Here is an 18,078-nt window from a genome sequence, read left to right on the forward strand (position 1 = left end):
TGGGACACTGCAGTAAATCAAATGTCTTCAATCACCTCACAGGATAAAGTAAGTTTTAATCGCTCTGGCGTTGAGCTGATTTTATTTTCAGGGAATATAATGCGAAATCCAGGCTCCAAAATCTGGCCTCGAGGGTTTAATGAGATTTCAGAGGCACGAATCTCAGCGCGTCGTTGTGCCAATAAGCGATACAACAGTAATACGTTTTTGCTATTTTGCAATTTTAACCGGCATTGTTGGAGATATTTCTTTGCTTTTTGCACATAAAATGCCGGATCTTGCTGTTGAGACATGAGGTTTTTAAGTAATTTTTTAGCAGCCCAGTCCGCCGATTGATTGAGGTTTTCCTTAAATACCTCAAGCCAATTCGGTGTCGCTGTAGTAGGAACTAAACGCAAAAGCCTGCACCGGGCTGAGGAAAATATGGGATTGGTCATATCTACGTCTAAAACATCCATCGTAAACTTCAAATCAATGATCCCTTTTTGTAGGAGATTATCTATTGCTAACTGATCTGATTCAGCCTTGACAGGAGTAAGCCAGGCGTGATCTGCATCGTTCCAATCAGTTTCTGGAAAATGACTACCTAGCTCGTTCAATGCCGTTTGATAAAAAGTTCTTGAAATCTTGATTGTTTGCTTTCCTTTCGCTTGCAAAAATCGTGCGTCAAGAAAAAACTCTACCGGAATATTTATGGAGCTATGCTGTTTGTCGTTGGGATAATTATCTGACATTAAATTTAATTCAACAGGACAAAATAAAGGACGAAGTTGTTCCTGTAATGAACGCATTTTTTTGCTTTGATTCAATTTTTGCAGCCCTATTAAAACATTTTTAGCTAATTGCTCCGGAGGAACCAATGTTTCTAAAATCTCTTGTAACGAGGTATCAGGATGGTGTCCACCAAAATCCAGTTGTCTCATAGGCTCCCACCAGTCATTATGAGGTTGAATCAGTTCTTTCATAATGGGTCCGCCAGCACCATGACAACCGGAACAACGAAGTCGATTACCAAATTGTGGGTGCTTTGGATCGGGCTGGCGATGAAGCCATTCATTATCGGCAAAAATATCAGACGAATCTCCTCGATAGAACCATTGCCCCTGCGAGCCATCACCTCGTAATTCATAGAAATTAAATACTTCTTTCTTTGAATCCCAAGCAAACGCTTCAACCATCAGTGAATCTTTTTCTGAATTCTGATCCGCGATTAAATCACCCCCTGGTCCTATGGCTGTAAAATGCCCGAAGAAAAAATCGCCTCCTTGAATGGCCCAATGAGCATCATGGATTTTTAACTCCCCCAAAGCCATTTCAAATATACTAAAACTTCCCAGAGTTGGATTATGAAATCCACGATTAGCAACTAATGTAGTTTGCAATGTTACCCCCGAGTTTTTGAGCAGTTGGCGTAATGCAAAAACATTTTGGGGACATGGTGCATCCGATAAAAGTAGACGTCCTAAAACATCTTCCGTTCGTCTAATAGTTTGGCCTGAGGAATGAGTGAGGGAACACGCTGCATCGATATTCTGAGAAAAAATGATGGCTAACATGTTGAGAATCGCCAAACAATAAAATTTTCCTTTTTTTACCATGACTTACTCTTTTTCTCTTTCCCCAGTTAATCGATGACGCTACAAACGGTTTTCACTAAAAAAAACAATTTTTTTCATCGATTAGGGTGAACGGCGGTCAGTTACAAAGGTCAATGAGTCTTTCGGGAAGCTTTGTTGAACAATTCATATCGACCCAACTATTTTCTCAACAGAAATCAAAACATCATAAAAGCAAATATCCCTGGAAGTCAAAAGAATAACTTAACTCACTGAAAGACAACCAATAAATCACTGCGACCAAAATAAATGCACTTTTTGCAAAAAATACTATACTTTTAAAACTTGGACGAACAGGAATTGAGTGATATGGATGCCATTCAATTAGCACTGGATGTGCCTTTAAAAGGAACGATTCAAAACTCGTATCGTTTTTTTAAACGGCTTGAATTATCGGAAGCGGCTTATCCTTTATTAGTATCCCATCTAGAATGGCTCAGAAAAATAAATGCAGCCCCTAATCCATTTGATGTAATGCATCAAAATGAGCAAAGAAAACAAGAATTCAAATTTTTATTTAAACATAACTTATTGTTTTTTCTAACAGTCACACGACAATTTAATGTCATTAATAAATTATTTAAAACGCCGTCATTCACTTCCAGATTACGTCATCTGCTTGCTTTTATTAGAAAAGCGCATTTTAAAGCAAGACAAAGAAGGAGAAAACGTTGGCTATTTTTAAAATTTAGGGAAAAAAAATTAGCTTATAACATGGCAAAAACAATGCATGCCTATCATGCTCCCTTAAATCGCGTCCACAAAAAGAATCCGTACGCCATATTGGGTGTACAAAGCACAAGGAAAATAAAAAAAATTAGCCCTACCTATCCCGCTCATATTGAGTATTTAAGAAACATTTTAAAAAAGATCCAAAGAAGCGCCAACATGAAGTCACTCATTAACAAAACCTTACTTCATGAGATCACCGCGATTCATCAACATGCATCAGAAAATAAAGCAATGCATCATGCCAGCCTTAATCCTCATGAAGCTGTAAATCCAAGATCCGCTGAATTATCTGAATTATTGGAGCTCGCTGATGCTGATGGTTTAGACCATTCTATTTTTTATCCATACAACCATTCATTTTGTGAATTAACAGAAATCGACACAGAGGAGAATACTGCTGCAAGAGAGTTTCAGAATGAACCAGAAGAACTCAATTCTGAGTATCATGAATCACAAAAGAAAAGGTATTCAGAAAAAACTGATGACGTACCAGCAGAGGATATAGAGCCTCATTTAGATTTCTTAAAGTGTTCAGAATACTCTATGGACGAAAAAAAAGGCTTCTTTAATCACCCTCGACTCACCTTCTTTTCAACCTTTGCTCCAAATAATAAGGAAATAACTAAGGACATTCTATCGCATCAAACCATGGAATTTAGGGTGGGCAGTTAAAAAGCTGGTACTCTTGATTTTTTGCTGCAGCCCAGGCTGCAGCTCATGGAAGCTTTTTTATTCAGTACTCACACCTCGCGTCGAATACACTCAATACCACCTAAATAAGGTCTTAAAGCCATTGGAATATGGATATTTCCATCTTTATCTTGATAATTTTCCATCAATGCAACCAATGTTCGGCCTACAGCAAGACCCGATCCATTCAGGGTATGGACTAATTCGATTTCGCGTGTCTGCTCCTGTCTGTAGCGTGCTTTCATTCGTCTTGCCTGGAAAGATTCCATATTTGAGCAAGATGAAATTTCTCGGTACGTGTTTTGACTGGGTAACCAAACTTCTAAATCGTAAGTCTTTGCTGAACTTGGTCCCATATCCCCCGTACAAAGAGTAATCACTCGATAAGGCAACTCCAAACGCTGTAAAATAGTTTCCGCATGGTTTACTAATTGTTCTAAAGCAGCATATGAGTCCTCAGGTTTAGTAATCCAAACTAATTCAACCTTTTCAAATTGATGTTGCCGAATCATCCCTTTGGTATCTTTACCGTAAGAACCCGCTTCACTACGAAAACAAGGCGAATGACAGGCATATCGAATAGGCAAAACCTTTTCCTCTAGAAGCACATCACGGACTGTGTTGGTTACTGGAATTTCTGCAGTAGGGATCAGATAATACCCATGCTCTCCGGTTAACTTAAACAAGTCCTCTTCAAATTTTGGTAATTGGCCTGTGCCCATTAGACTGTCTGCATTAACAATATAAGGCACATAGATTTCTTGATAACCATGTTGTTGCGTATGCATGTCCAACATAAATTGAATTAAAGCTCGATGTAATCGAGCCAATTGATTTTTCATCACCACAAAGCGGCTGCCAGTCAGTTTAGCAGCCAAAGCAAAATCCATTTGGTTTAAGTTCTCACCTAATTCATCGTGAGACTTTACGGGGAAATCAAAAGTAGGCACTTTACCCCAGCGTCTAATTTCAAGATTGTGCTGTTCATCTTCACCAACAGGAACCGATTCATGAGGAATATTGGGTAATCTTAGAGCTATCGCCTCAATTTGCTGGAGTAAATCATCCAGTTCGTCCTTCTTCTGTTCTAATTCCTGAGCAAGACGGCCCATTTCCTCGCGCATGGGCTCAATGTCCTCGCCACGAGACTTTGCTTCACCAATCGCTTTAGAACGTAAATTACGCTCATTTTGCAATGCTTGTGTGGCAACCTGCAGCGCTTTACGTTTTTCTTCTAAAGCAGTAAACGATGTAACATCAAACTTAAATCCCCGCTTTAGCAATTGGGAAGCAACAAATTGCGGATCATCCCGCAATAATTGAATGTCTAGCATAGGATATCACTCTAATCAATTTATCGAACAATTCCGCGTGTGGATTGATTTAATGCATCAATCATTAAAACAACTTCAGGGCATTCATTTTGCATTAATTCTAATTCAGCAACAGCCTGTTGTACCGTTAGTCCCTTGCGGAAAATTATTTTATAGGCACGTCGTAAACCATCAATTGCTTCAGATGAAAATCCTCGTCTACGTAATCCAACGGTATTAATACCACAAGCAGAAGTTGTATCTCCTGATATCATGAGATAGGGAAGTACGTCTTTAGCTACATAAGAAGCTCTAGCAATAAACGCATAGGCACCTACATGGCAAAACTGATGGACTGCGGCATATCCGCCTATGTTTGCATAATCACCGACAGTGACATGGCCTGATAATGCAGCGTAGCTAACCAATATAATTTGATTACCAATCATGCAATCATGCCCGACATGCGAATAAGCCATAAAAAAGTTCTTATTGCCAATCCGGGTTACTCCCCCCCCTTTCACGGTTCCACGACTAATCATACAGTATTCGCGAATGATATTATCGTCACCGATTTCTAGGCGCGTGGACTCACCTTGATAGGTAATATCTTGGGGATCGTCGCCCACTGAAGCAAACTGAAAAATTTTATTATTTTTGCCAATGGTGGTTGGGCCTTCAATTATTGCATAAGGACCAATCCAGGTATTTTCACCTATTTCCACATCAGCCCCGATTACAGCACCAGGACCTACTGAAACCCCGTTTGCCAGTTTTGCAGAGGGGTGAATTATTGCTCTTTCATCTATCACTTTTGAATTTCCTTTGCAGCACTTAATAAATCCGCGGAACAGGCCAGTTTATCACCTACATAAGCTTCGCCATGCATGCGCCAAAATTCTCTTTTTCTTGCTATTAGCTTTACTTCCAAGCGTAATTGATCTCCTGGAGTAACCACATGTTTAAATTTCGCATTATCAATACCTGCAAAGAAATGCAAAATACCCTCATTTTCTTCAGGTGTTTGAGATAATCCTGCTAAAAGCCCACAAGCTTGTGCCAACGCCTCCAGCATCAATACGCCCGGCATAATTGGATTTTCCGGGAAATGACCGGTAAAAAAATTCTCGTTAATGGTGACGTTTTTAATCGCCGTCAATTGTTCAAATGGTTTGAAATCAAGTACCCTATCCACTAAGATCATGGGGTACCGATGTGGCAATATACTAAAAATCTGTTTTATATCTACAGGTTCACTCATACCAGTTTCTCGCTTTAATAAGTACGCTTAGTATGGCCCAAAACGGAGTCCAAAGGAAAAACATTATCCTGATTTAGCAGGTTCAAATCAATTGTTAATGCTAAAAACTTATTCTTCTTATTCAATACTACTCAATTTTTTCTCTAAGGCGCCAAGCTTTACCATATAATCATCCAAGCGTCGAAACCGTGCCGCGTTACGACGCCAACGATGATGTTCATGCACTAGAGTACCGGATGAATAAATCCCAGGTTTGGCAATCGATTTGCTGACTGTAGACATTCCGGTAATCACTACGTCATCCACCAAGTGTACATGAGCAGCAAGGCAACTCGCGCCGCCAATAATACAATCAGCACCTATTTGTGCATAGGCACCTATAGCAGCGCATCCTGCAATAATTGTATTCTTACCAACCAATACGTCATGAGCAACCTGAACCAAATTATCAATACAAACCCCTTCTCCCAAATAAGTATCACTTAATGAACCGCGATCAATGACAGTATTCGAGCCTATATGTACTTGATTTTCGATAACAACAGCACCTGCATTAAAGCCTGGTTGCCAGTGTCCCTGCTGTTTTAAATAATTAAATGGAGAAGCACCAATGACACAGCCAGAATTTATGATTATTTGAGCACCCAGCTGACATCCTGAATGAATCACTACCTCATGCCCAATTTGACTGTTTTTACCAATTCGTACGGAAGATTCAATGACACTATTCGCTCCAACAGTCACTCCATCAGCCAATTGTACATTAGCCCCAATGACGCTATATGCCCCGATTGATACACCGTGGCCTAACTGAGCAGATTGATGAACCATAGCTGTGGGATCCATACCCGAAACTGCGGGCAGAGGAGCCGATAAAAGCTGGGCAGCATGCATCATTGCTTGTGAAGGATGAGCGACAACAATACAGTTTCCTGGACATAAATGGCGATGTTCTGATTTGAGCAGCACCGCACCAGCTAAAGTGGTACCCAGAATTGGGAGTAACGCCGAATTATCGTAATAAGCAACATCCTTTGATGTAGCTCGAGCAAGAGAGGCATAACAAAAAATGGCGTGATTGGCATTTCCATGCCACACGCCACCTAAATGATTAGCTAATTCTGCTAATGTCAGCAATTTTATATCGCCGCTTAGTTAATTGCTTTTACAACTTTATCAGTTACATCAAGAGTAGTTGCACTGAAAGGAGCTGCATCTTTTTGTACAATAAGATCGTACTTATCATCTTTAGCAACTTTTGCAATTGCTGCACGGACTTTAGCATACAATGCTTCCATGGCTTCATTGTTTGCAGTGCTTAATTCTTGTTGATATTGCTGACCATCACGCTCAAATTGTTGTTGTGCACTCACAATTTTCTTTTCCATCTCTTTCTTTTGAGCGGCGCTCAGAATCGCGCTATCACGCTTAAATTTTTCCATGTCCGCTTTAATGCCAGCTTCAACAGCAACCAGCTTATCGCGACGTGGCTTAAACTCTTTCTCTAATTTTTTTTGGATTTCTTTGATTTGACTGGAAGTCTGCATGATTTTTTGCAGATCAACTACGCCAATTTTTGCTGCATCAGCAAATACACTTGTGCCAAATATGCTGAAAACAAAGGCCGCTAAGACCAGACCTAACCGCTTCATAACTAATCTCCCAAAATTAAAGAGCATGATGCTAGCACAATTCGCAATAGGTTGCGATATGTACAGCATGATTTTCGATAATTTTGTAACAAATAATATGCTCCGTCTTTTCTCCCAAATCAGGGAGAAAAGAAAGAAAATTATCAGTTAAAATCCTGAAGATAGAGCAAATTGGAAGAATTGCTTTTGATCGAAAGGTTGAGGATTCAATGCCTTAGCCAAGCTAAATGCTAACGGACCGAATGGAGAACGCCATTCAAGTGAAAGACCTGCCGAATATCTTATGGGGCCTTCATATTTACCAGTCAAAGTAGGTAAGGTATTCACCGCAAATACGTTACCCGCATCCACAAAGGCAGTTGTTCTCACATTATCTCGACTTAAAGGATAAGGCAATATAATTCCCGCCGTTCCGCTGAGTAATAAGTTACCCCCTACAGAATTACGGTAGTTATCCAATGGTCCTAAAGAGAAGCTGTCATATCCACGTACCTGGCCTGGCTGTGCTATACCCCCTGCATAGTAGTTTTCAAAGAATGGCAGTCCTTTATTGTTAAAAGAATTTCCATAACCTGCAAAACCTTGTAAGGAGAAGATCCATCCTCTTGTTATCGGTTGGTACAGACGCGCTTGATAAGAGCCTTTAAAGTAAGACAACGAATCTGAAGTCGCAGGTAAGGCGATCACACCCGAAATTTGCTGGTTAATCCCTCTTGTAGGATAAGGAAACTGATCATAGCTGTTCCTACTCCAACCTGTAGATAAACGAATTTCCTGGAAATGGGTTCCATACATCTGCACAAAATTCTGAATGGGTACTACATAACCAACACTCTTAATTTCGACATCTTGATATCCAAAGCCCAATTGCCATCTACTGGTTTCCCCTAGGGGAATACTGTAATTTACATCACCACCAAAACGGTTGGAGTTGTAAGTACTGACATTAAGGTTTCTCGGATCAACACGGGCATAATAAAGATTTAAGCCACGTCCTATACCTGTATCGGTATAAAAGGGATTATAATAGTTAACTGTATAGTCCTGTCCCCATTTACTCGCAGTAAATGCAGCCCCCATAGAACGTCCAGTACCCATAAAATTATGTTGATTTACTGAAGCATTTAATTGATAACCATTAGTACCGTAACCAATCGAAGCACTTGCTTCTGCTGAAGGTGCTTCTTCTACGTTAACATCCAAATCCACTTGGTTATTTGCTTCTGGCACAGGATTAGTCTTTACATCAACATTTTTTAAATAACCTAATAAGCGTAATTGCCGTTCAGATTCTTTAATATTATGCAGCGATAAAAGTCCTCCCTCATCCTGACGAATGACACTCCGTAAGACATAATCACTGGTTTTGGTATTACCATGAAACTTGATGCGACGAACATAAACATGGCGGCCAGGCTGGACAATAAATGCAATAAATACAGTTTTATTATTCTCGTCTATCTGTGGATCAGCATTAATTGCTGGGAAACCATAACCTATATCCCCTAAAGCCAAACCTATAGCAGAGATTGAATCAGTCACTTTTTTACGGGAAAAAACAGCACCTTTTTTGACTTGGATTAAGGAATTAATTTTCTCCTGAGGCAATATCGGCTTCCCTACCACTTTATAGCCTGAAAAATGATATTGAGGCCCCTCTTCGATATGAACATTGATATAAACGTCTTTTCTGTCAGGCGACAATAATACTTGCGAGGAGATAATTTTAAACTTCAAATAACCTCTATCCAGGTAAAAAGAACGCAATGCTTCTAAAGATGCATCCATACCTGACTTAGAATACTGATCTTTTTTAGTAAAATAGGTAAAGATACCCGATTTGGAGAGAGTAAACTCGGGTAATAATTCATTGGTAGTAAAATCGTGATTACCGATTATTTTGATTTGTTTAATGCGGGAGACGCGCCCCTCAGAAATAGTAATGGTAATACCAACCCTATTATCGGTTAAAGGGCTAACTCGAGTTTCGATACGCGCGTTATATTTCCCTCTCGCGTTATAGGCTTGTTTCAACTCCTTTTCTAAACGCTCCAAAGTAGATGTTTGGAAAACACGGCCTTTGACTAAACCCATTTCTTTAAGGAAGTCTTTCATCTTGTCACTAGGAATTTCTTTATTCCCGACAACACTAATAGAACCTATAGTTGCTCTTTCGACGACATTGACAATTAACGTGTTACCTTGACGCTCTAATGAAACAGACTGAAAAAAACCGGTATCATACAGGGTGCGAATAATCTCAGCAGTTGATTCAGGGCCAATCTCTTCTCCAACCTGGACAGGTATATAATTGAGTACTGTTCCAGTTGAGACACGTTGCAAGCCGGTCACTTTAATCCCGCGAACGACGAAAGTATCTGCTGCAATTGTTTGTGAAGACCAGGCTATGAGCGAGGAACAACAAACACCTAATATAAACTTACTACTGATTTTTTTCATTATTATTTTACGCCCAGTACTACGTGTACTATTAACTCTCAAATTTGGTACACTGAAAATTGAAACACTTTTTATAGGAAGTAGAAACTACTGTCAAGTTTTTGTTCCCTGACTTTGCCAATACTTTGCGATTAATGACTTGATTCCTGGTTCCAAGAATCCCAAAATGCTATTTAACCTATGTCTTTATCGTCTCAGGACAAAAGATCAAGTCGACCTAAAATCTAGATTTACGAAGTTTTTCGAATATTATCCCGCAAGTCTTGATAAATCATTAGACAACGCGATAAACATTAGAGCTGCTAAGAGCAATAAACCTAAATAGGCTCCTGCTGATTTTAAACCATCAGATAAAGGTTTACGTCGAATTGCTTCCAAAAGATAATACATCAAGTGACCGCCATCCAGCATCGGAATAGGTAATAAATTTAATGCACCTAAACTAATACTGACCAAAGCGAGAAAAAAGAGATAAGTTGTTAACCCGCTACGCCCTGAATCACCCGCCCCCTGTGCGATACCCACTGGACCACTAATACTATTTAATCCCAATTTTCCCGTTACTAATCGCCCCATTAAAGTAAATGTAGTGCCAGTAAGTTGTACCGTTTGTCTTAATGCAGTACCCACAGCAGTTAAGGGATCTTCTCTCTCCAATCGTAACCAATGTGCTGGCCATTTTACTTTTTGTGAGCGAACTCCCAAAAAACCTTCAATTTTATCCTTATTTTTCTGACTGCCAGTTTGTACAACAACATTTTGAATACTGCCGTTTCTTTTAATTGATAAAGTTAATTGTTGATTAGGACGAGTTTGTACGTAATCCACTAAAAACAACCAATCATCAAAAGGTTTTCCATCAACACTTAATATTTTATCGCCATTCTCAAGACCTGCTTTCGCCGCCGGAGAATCTGGGACTACCTCACCCACAACAGGGGGGATTGAAGGAATAAACGGTTGTATTCCAAGACTTTCAAGCGGATCAGGCTTTTTGCTGTCTAGTTGCCAATTGGCCAAGGGCAAAAATACCTGCCGTTCCTTTCCATTAACCAAAGATTTTATTGTTAACTGAATTGTTTCTTGAGAACCAACAAGAGGCATGAGCGCATACTGGAAATCTCGCCAACTGTTTATCTTGGTATGATTCAATGCAATAATTTCTTCTTTTGCATTGAGTCCAGCATGTGCGGCGATACTATTGGGTTTTACTGATTCGATCATCGGGGCTAATGATTGCATCCCAATAATCAAGACCAGCCATAACGCAACAAAAGCAAAAATAAAATTGAAAAAAGGCCCTGCTAGTACGATTGCAGCTCTTTTCCACAGAGATTGATTATTAAAAGCTAAATGGCGCTCTTTTTCGTCTACATCTCCCTCGGATTCATCAAGCATTTTGACATAGCCGCCCAGAGGAAATAACGACCAGGCATACTCTGTGCCTTTTTTGTCACGCCAACGCGCTAAGATAGGACCAAAACCAAAAGAAAAGCGTAGGACTTTAACGCCACACCAACGCGCTACTTGAAAATGACCATACTCATGTACCGTAACCAACAAGACCAACGCCAAAAGAAAATACAGCAATGTTGAAAGCATAGTTCTATCCTAAATGAAGTAATCCTCAAGAATTACAATTCAAATTCTCCGAGACCTAAGTAAAAAGTGCTTTCTTGCCATGCACATTTGCGACAAGCATCCTGATTATCGATTTGTTACAGCTCAGACAATAGGGCCGCCTGCGAGTATTACCAAGTTAGTCCAAAATAGAACAAAGGCAACGCTGCAATCAAACTATCCAAACGGTCTAAAATACCGCCATGTCCCGGAATAAGAGCGCCTGTATCTTTTAAATGGCAACGACGCTTTAATATACTAATAAATAAATCACCAAAGATTGCAATAATTATAGTACATAAGGCTAAAACGAACCAATGAACCGCAGCAACCGGTTTAAAATAACTATATCCAATCCAAGCGATGAGCATAGACAGAATAATCCCGCCAATAACCCCCTCCCAAGATTTTCCAGGACTGACTTGAGGAATTAATTTATGTTTGCCCATCAGTTTTCCGCTAAGATAAGCCCCTGTATCTGAAACCCAAATTAAAAACAGCAAATAAACGAGCTGCGCTTTGCCATTAGGCAAGTGATATAAATGAATTAGACTTTGTACGAATAGCGGTAGGAGTAAAAAACAAACAATCGCTACGACAGCAGGATAACCCCAATATTTCTGTGAGCCAGGAAAACTGAGGATGGCCAGTACATTCAAACCCCAAATAATTAAGCCAACATCCAACCAGTAATAAAAGAAAGCACCACAAGCCCACAAACCCACAAGCATAATTGCAATAAACCCGGCTTGGAGACTCCAATGGTGCAATGGAATTAATTGCCAACACTCTCTGCATGCAGCAAGAAAAACAAGCAAAACAATTCCTGCCAAAAGCCACTGATTACCATAAAAAATAAGCCATAAAACCAAGGGCACTAAAATCAGTGTTGTAATTAAGCGTTGGAAAAACATAATGTCGCCCTTATTATTGAGAGTATGCAATTCTACCTCAGCCAAACCAGTGACTTTCTGCACTCGGATACCCACACTACCCATCATTTGGAGCATAGCGAGGGATGACGAGATTCTGTATTCCAAAATCAGGCCATGTGGCTCAAGTTAGTAAACTGTATATGATCCCTATTGTTGATTAAGAAAGTTGTCCGAATCTTCTCTTCCTCTTATTAAAAGAAGCTAAAGCCAATTCAAGCTCATATTCACCAAAATCTGGCCAATGTACCTCACTAAAATAAAGCTCTGTATAGGCAAGCTGCCAAAGGAAAAAATTACTAATCCGTAACTCACCACTTGTACGAATAAATAAATCAGGGTCAGGTAATCCCTCTGTATCCAGATAATGGGCAAAATTGACTTCATTTATATCTTCTATTGCCAATTCACCATTTAAAACTGCCTTGGCTACCTTTTTTGCAGCGTTTACCAGGTCCCACTTACCCCCATAATTAACAACTACATTCAAAATTAATTGCTCATTATTCGCGGTTAAAAGCTCTGCTTCCCGCATTTGTTGTTGCAACACTGGTGAGAGCAAACTACGGTCTCCCGTAAATCGCATGCGGATTCCATGCTGATTTAACTCAGCAAGTTCCTTTCTTAAGGACTCCAGGAATAACTCCATCAAAAAATTAACTTCATCAGCAGGTCGAAACCAATTCTCCGAGCTGAATGCAAATAAACTAAGGCAAGGAATTCCCTTGGTCATACAGCAGCGAATCATTTTCTTCACAGACTCAACACCTGCTTTATGGCCTTCAATACGTGGAAGTCCCCTACTTTCAGCCCAACGACCGTTTCCATCCATAATAATGGCAACATGCTGAGGAATTTTTTGTTCCAAAACTACTCTTCCCAATCAAATAAATGGTGCATAGTCTAACCTTTTTAATACAAAAATGTCACTACTGAAGCAAGGAGACTCAATAGACATTCAAAAGATTTCTATCAAAACAGTTGTCAAAAAATTTAATTTATACCATTCGCCCTATCATTTTCGGAAATGAAGACAAGCACTTATGAACGAAGATTATTCAAGAGACATGGTTAATTTAAACATCAGCTCTGCTTCTTCATGATGTTTTATTGAGGTTTTAGAAACACGCGCTCTTCTTGACCTGAGCTGGTTCTTTGTTGTTTCTCAACTCCTTGTTTGCCTGTTTTTGTTTCTTGTTGCTTATCAACTTTTTGCTTACTTGTTTTCGGCTTTTGTTGCTCATCAACTTCTTGTGCAGCCGTTGTTCCTTTAACCAACATTCGATAAGCCTCTGGATCTTGTGAGAACAGAGTAAGCTGTCGCAGCATACTTAGTGTGGGATAGTTACCTATAATTTTTTCATAAGCTTTATCAGGCATGACTTCTGAATCGTTGGTACGCCCCTGTAACAGCAAGGATGCCCACTCTTGGTTTATAACACCCCATTGCTTCAATATTTCATCAGCATTTTTTAATCGATATCCGATTTTAAAAAGAGAGTTATTTTGTGGTGCTACACTGAGATATAAATTACCTATAAAAAAAAGTGCAAGCAATCGTGTTTCTTTAAAATTATGCGCTTCGGCACCCAGCACTGAGGGCACCATGAGCTTAAATATTAGAAAACTATAATCGATATTGCTAATAACAAATCGTGCATTCCAGCTTATATATAAATCTTGCCAAAATTTATCAATTTTAAACTCTGAGACCACCTTAGGGTCACTATTGATAGCCAGACCTGGAATCAATGGATAGTCATCTGTATGTTGCATCCGCACCTCAACCCCTTCAGGAAGAATATGCTTTTTGTGTTTTGCTGCAGTACGATAATTTAATTGTTCCATCAAGCCAATTAAGCCTAATCCTGACTTTGAGTTCTCTTTGCCACCACGCTCTTCATATCTTGGGCTAACCACATCAGTGCGACATGCTTCTATGATATTAATGGCCATAGGTGCAATTGAGATGGTTCGTTCATCAGTGTTAGGGACAATAATCGATGATGCATTCCAACTGGATAAATGGTATTTTTCGATAAATTGCTTTACATCCTCTTCAGTTATTTTTAATTTATCGCTCATTTGCCGTTGAAAAAGTATTTGCAAAAAGCCAGGCTCAATAGAAATGAGTTTCAAACGTTCAAATAAAGGGGTATCCCATGGGGTACCGAATAAAAAGTTTGTCCAGGTATTACCTTTATTAAATGGATTGTTGCGCTGATTCAGAATATGTTTGAAGGTATCTTCAGCAAATTGGCTGCTATTGCTTAATGTGGCAACAAAAGATTCAAGCAGACACAAAAGATGGAGCTGAACAAGAAGAATATCTTCTGATTGTTTAATTTCTTCGTGGGAAATTAATTGATTGTCTTCAATGTAGGCTAAGAGAGTGCAGATTCCATCATTATTCAATGCATATTCTTTAAATGCATTAATCAGTTCCGTCAAATCAATTCTCTCTGAGGTAAGTTTTTTTATGAAAAGATTAAATGCTCCATCTTTGGTATCTAGGTCATCGAGTTTTAGGAGATGTAACAAGTGTTTCATTAGAATAGGACTGGTTTTTAGATCTAATTTTGAATAATGAACTACTTTATCTAAAAATTTAGCAGCCAATTGCCGAGTATTGCTCCCTTCATTTGGGATATTTTGACATGAAGAGGAAGATGAGGACGTGTTTTCCTGAGCGATACTCGGTTTAAAAAATTTAGGACCTGAATTTATAGGCATGTTGCACCGTTCCTCAAGGTTTGAATTGTCTATCCCGATTAAATTTAGCTCGCCTCAGCCTGAACAACCCAAAGTCAATCTGGCCACATTTTAAATCATGATTATTAAGAAATTATTAATTTATTACTCAGAGCGAAGAAAAGGTTATGTTGAATGGCTCCGAGTTCAAAACTTTGCTGCATGAATAAATTTCGAAATACCCATTAAGTAAGGTATAATTTTCCCACCCAATTGGGATTGTGTTCCACGGAGAATTGCATGCAAAAAAAAACACCCTTGTTGCTCATGATCTTAGACGGCTGGGGATATAACAAAAATAATAAATATAATGCGATCGCCCAAGCAAATACACCACAATGGGATGAATGGTGGAACAATTGCCCGCATATTCTTTTGCACGCTTCCGGGTATGCTGTTGGTTTACCTGATGAGCAAATGGGTAATTCCGAAGTAGGGCATATGCATATAGGTGCAGGACGAGTGATCCAACAAGACTTCACTCGCATCAACCAAAGCATCAACAATGGAGAGTTCGCCAACAACCCTCTTTTTCATGAGGTAATAACCACCCTACAGAAAAAAAATAAGTCACTGCATATTATGGGTTTGTTTTCTCCGGGGGGAGTACACAGCCACGAACAACACCTATTTGCCTTACTTAATTTATGTGCGCAACAACAATTCACTTCGGTATATTTACACTTATTTTTAGATGGCCGGGATACACCGCCACAAAGTGCCTTAGATAGCTTAGAGCGACTCAATAACCAATTAAAAAGACATCCAGTGGCTCAAATTTGCTCCATTAGTGGGCGCTATTATGCAATGGACAGAGACAATCGTTGGGAGAGAATAGAACCAGTCTATACGTTACTGACACAAGGCCACAGCCCGCATCATTTTCAAGATGCCGAAGCAGCAATCAAGTCTTATTATCAACAAAATCTGTCTGATGAGTTCATACCTCCTACCCTTATAGGTGAAAAAAAAGCAATAGAAGATGGCGATGCTGTTTTGTTCTATAACTTTCGTGCCGACAGAGCCCGACAATTAACCACCGCTTTTATTGATCCAACATTTAAAAAATTCAACCGCATGGTGCAACCGCAATTATCCTATTTTGTCAGCATGACCCAATATGATAAAAATCTGCCAACTTCCCAGGCCTTTCCACCGATTCCTTTAAATAATACCTTAGGTGAAGTTCTTGCAGAGCACGGGTTAAGTCAATTACGCATTGCAGAAACAGAAAAATATGCCCATGTAACCTTTTTCTTCAATGGTGGGAACGAAAATGTTTTTTCGAATGAAGAGAGAATTCTCATTCCTTCACCTAAAGTCGCCACCTATGATTTACAACCAGAAATGAGCGCTCCCCAATTAACAGAAAGTTTGGTCGAAGCCATTAACAGTGAAGCCTATGACGTCATTATTTGCAATTATGCCAATGCCGACATGGTAGGACATAGTGGGAATTTTCAGGCTACAATTCGTGCCATAGAATGCCTTGATCAATGCATGAGCAAAGTGTGGCATGCACTAGCCCAACAAGAGGGCAAACTCCTCATAACAGCGGATCATGGAAATGCTGAAGAAATGTTTGACGAAACAACACATCAAGCACATACTGCTCATACCAGTGAACCTGTACCCCTAGTATATGTAGGGGGGCATTGGCATTTCACCCGAAGTGAAGGAAGCTTAATTGATATCGCACCAACCATGTTGGCCTTGCTTGGTATTACTCCTCCAGCGGAAATGACAGGACATCAATTGTTAGAAAAAGATACTCATGAATAAACGGAATTATTTAATTTCTCATAACTTATGTCAGTCAAATGCTAAAAATTCCCCTTTTTATCATTTGATAGCTACGAAGCAAAAACAAAAACCCACTCGATGGATTAAGCAACAATCGAGTGCTCTCGCTTTTAGTGGATTATTCTTTGGTATGTTGTTTTGCTTTGGAGTTTATGCAGAATCTTCTACCGTACTCCAAACACAAAATAAGTTAAAACAATTAGATGCGCAAATTAACAGCCTCCAAAAAACGTTAAACTCTGCTCACGACAAACGCGGTATTTTAAATAAAGAATTATCAGAGACTGAAAAGCAAATCGGTGAAGGGATTCGCAAACTCCGCTCCATTCAAGAAGATATCAAGAACAAAGAAAATAAAATTACTGACTTGCAAAAACAAGTAAACGATTTAAATCAACAACTTATTACTCAGCAACAATTATTAGCGAATCACGTACGTGCACGCTATCAAATGGGTGAGTATCAATCACTTAAATTACTGCTCAATCAAGATGATCCAAATAAGGTCAGTCGGATTTTAACCTATTACCAATATATCGTTAAGTCACGACAACTATTGATTGAAAAAATAGATAAAACTCGCGCACGTCTAAGTGAGAGCAAAGAAAAACTTCGTGAAGAACTTCATGCGAACAGGCAACTTAAAACGGAGCTTACTCAGCATCAAGAACGACTGCAACAAAATAAAAGTTATCATACGACCTTAATTCAATCGTTGAATCATGAAATTCAAGACAAACAAAACAGGTTGAGAGAGGTACGAAAAAATAAAGAGAATTTGGCCCGTTTGCTGAAGTCATTAGCCCAACAAAGCATTACTCAAAAGGACAAACCGTTTCATCCAACAAGCAGTCCATTTAGCCAAATGCGCAAAAAATTGCCGCTCCCAGTCCAGAGCCAGAGCCGATCCTTACGCAAAATGAATCAAGGAGTGACATTTTTTGCCGAGGAAGGAGACGTAGTTACTGCCGTTTATCCTGGAAAAGTAGTATTTAGCGACTGGCTGAAGGGATATGGATTATTGATTATTATTGATCACGGACAAGGTTTTATGACTTTATATGCTCACAATCAATCCCTATTCAAAAGCAAAGGTCAGTATGTACGTCAAAATGAACAAATTGCAAGTGTTGGTCATAGCGGCGGAATTAAACAAAACGGTCTATACTTTGAAATAAGACTAAGGGGAAAGGCAATTCCACCACTTAATTGGTTATCCTAAGTGAACCCTGGCACCTTAATTGCATT

At 39.4% G+C, this 18,078-nt stretch carries 14 protein-coding genes; 3 read left to right on the forward strand and 11 right to left on the reverse strand.

Going from position 1 to position 18,078, the window contains the following annotated elements; genetic code table 11:
* Positions 1-17: 17 nt before the first annotated feature.
* Entirely contained in the window at positions 18-1,598 is a 1,581-nt protein-coding gene (locus OQJ13_RS05345; protein WP_265709699.1) for a hypothetical protein, read from the reverse strand.
* Between the two features lie 327 nt (positions 1,599-1,925).
* On the opposite strand from OQJ13_RS05345, the gene OQJ13_RS05350 reads away from it, so the two are divergent.
* The gene (locus OQJ13_RS05350; RefSeq protein ID WP_265709701.1) at positions 1,926-3,020 is read left to right on the forward strand and encodes a hypothetical protein; all 1,095 of its coding nucleotides are present in this window, start codon (positions 1,926-1,928) and stop codon (positions 3,018-3,020) included.
* Positions 3,021-3,088: 68 nt separating this feature from the next.
* On the opposite strand, the gene serS is transcribed toward OQJ13_RS05350, so the two are convergent.
* The 10 genes from serS to OQJ13_RS05400 form a co-directional block, all read right to left on the reverse strand.
* Positions 3,089-4,372 (reverse strand): serine--tRNA ligase, encoded by a 1,284-nt coding sequence (gene serS, locus OQJ13_RS05355; protein WP_265709702.1) that lies wholly within the window; start codon positions 4,370-4,372, stop codon positions 3,089-3,091.
* 20 nt (positions 4,373-4,392) lie between these two features.
* Positions 4,393-5,163: an acyl-ACP--UDP-N-acetylglucosamine O-acyltransferase gene (gene lpxA / locus OQJ13_RS05360; RefSeq protein WP_265709703.1), complete on the reverse strand. Its 771-nt coding sequence runs from the start codon at positions 5,161-5,163 to the stop codon at positions 4,393-4,395.
* A complete protein-coding gene (gene fabZ, locus OQJ13_RS05365) occupies positions 5,160-5,612 on the reverse strand; it encodes a 3-hydroxyacyl-ACP dehydratase FabZ (protein WP_028381025.1) in 453 nt (150 codons plus the stop codon). The genes lpxA and fabZ overlap by 4 nt, the downstream gene beginning before the upstream one ends.
* 117 nt (positions 5,613-5,729) lie before the next feature.
* Positions 5,730-6,749, reverse strand: coding sequence for a UDP-3-O-(3-hydroxymyristoyl)glucosamine N-acyltransferase (gene lpxD, locus OQJ13_RS05370; protein WP_265709707.1), 1,020 nt, complete (start codon positions 6,747-6,749; stop codon positions 5,730-5,732).
* Positions 6,750-6,763: 14 nt separating this feature from the next.
* Positions 6,764-7,264, reverse strand: coding sequence for an OmpH family outer membrane protein (locus OQJ13_RS05375; RefSeq protein WP_265709708.1), 501 nt, complete (start codon positions 7,262-7,264; stop codon positions 6,764-6,766).
* A gap of 147 nt (positions 7,265-7,411) precedes the next feature.
* On the reverse strand, positions 7,412-9,724 hold the full coding sequence (bamA, locus tag OQJ13_RS05380; RefSeq protein ID WP_265709711.1) for an outer membrane protein assembly factor BamA: 2,313 nt from the start codon (positions 9,722-9,724) through the stop codon (positions 7,412-7,414).
* A gap of 249 nt (positions 9,725-9,973) precedes the next feature.
* Complete coding sequence (rseP, locus tag OQJ13_RS05385) at positions 9,974-11,326, reverse strand: RIP metalloprotease RseP (protein WP_265709712.1); 1,353 nt, start codon at positions 11,324-11,326, stop codon at positions 9,974-9,976.
* Between the two features lie 149 nt (positions 11,327-11,475).
* Positions 11,476-12,258, reverse strand: coding sequence for a phosphatidate cytidylyltransferase (locus OQJ13_RS05390; protein ID WP_265711893.1), 783 nt, complete (start codon positions 12,256-12,258; stop codon positions 11,476-11,478).
* A 178-nt stretch (positions 12,259-12,436) separates the two neighbouring features.
* Entirely contained in the window at positions 12,437-13,144 is a 708-nt protein-coding gene (locus tag OQJ13_RS05395) for an isoprenyl transferase (protein WP_265709714.1), read from the reverse strand.
* Between the two features lie 239 nt (positions 13,145-13,383).
* The gene (locus OQJ13_RS05400; protein WP_265709715.1) at positions 13,384-15,009 is read right to left on the reverse strand and encodes a symporter; all 1,626 of its coding nucleotides are present in this window, start codon (positions 15,007-15,009) and stop codon (positions 13,384-13,386) included.
* A gap of 258 nt (positions 15,010-15,267) precedes the next feature.
* On the opposite strand from OQJ13_RS05400, the gene gpmI reads away from it, so the two are divergent.
* Together gpmI and OQJ13_RS05410 are read left to right on the forward strand one after the other, a co-directional pair.
* Positions 15,268-16,809, forward strand: coding sequence for a 2,3-bisphosphoglycerate-independent phosphoglycerate mutase (gene gpmI, locus OQJ13_RS05405; RefSeq protein ID WP_265709717.1), 1,542 nt, complete (start codon positions 15,268-15,270; stop codon positions 16,807-16,809).
* Between the two features lie 151 nt (positions 16,810-16,960).
* Positions 16,961-18,052 (forward strand): murein hydrolase activator EnvC family protein, encoded by a 1,092-nt coding sequence (locus tag OQJ13_RS05410; protein WP_265711894.1) that lies wholly within the window; start codon positions 16,961-16,963, stop codon positions 18,050-18,052.
* Positions 18,053-18,078 lie beyond the last annotated feature (26 nt).

The sequence above is a fragment of the Legionella sp. PATHC035 genome (assembly GCF_026191115.1).
Lineage (GTDB): Bacteria > Pseudomonadota > Gammaproteobacteria > Legionellales > Legionellaceae > Legionella.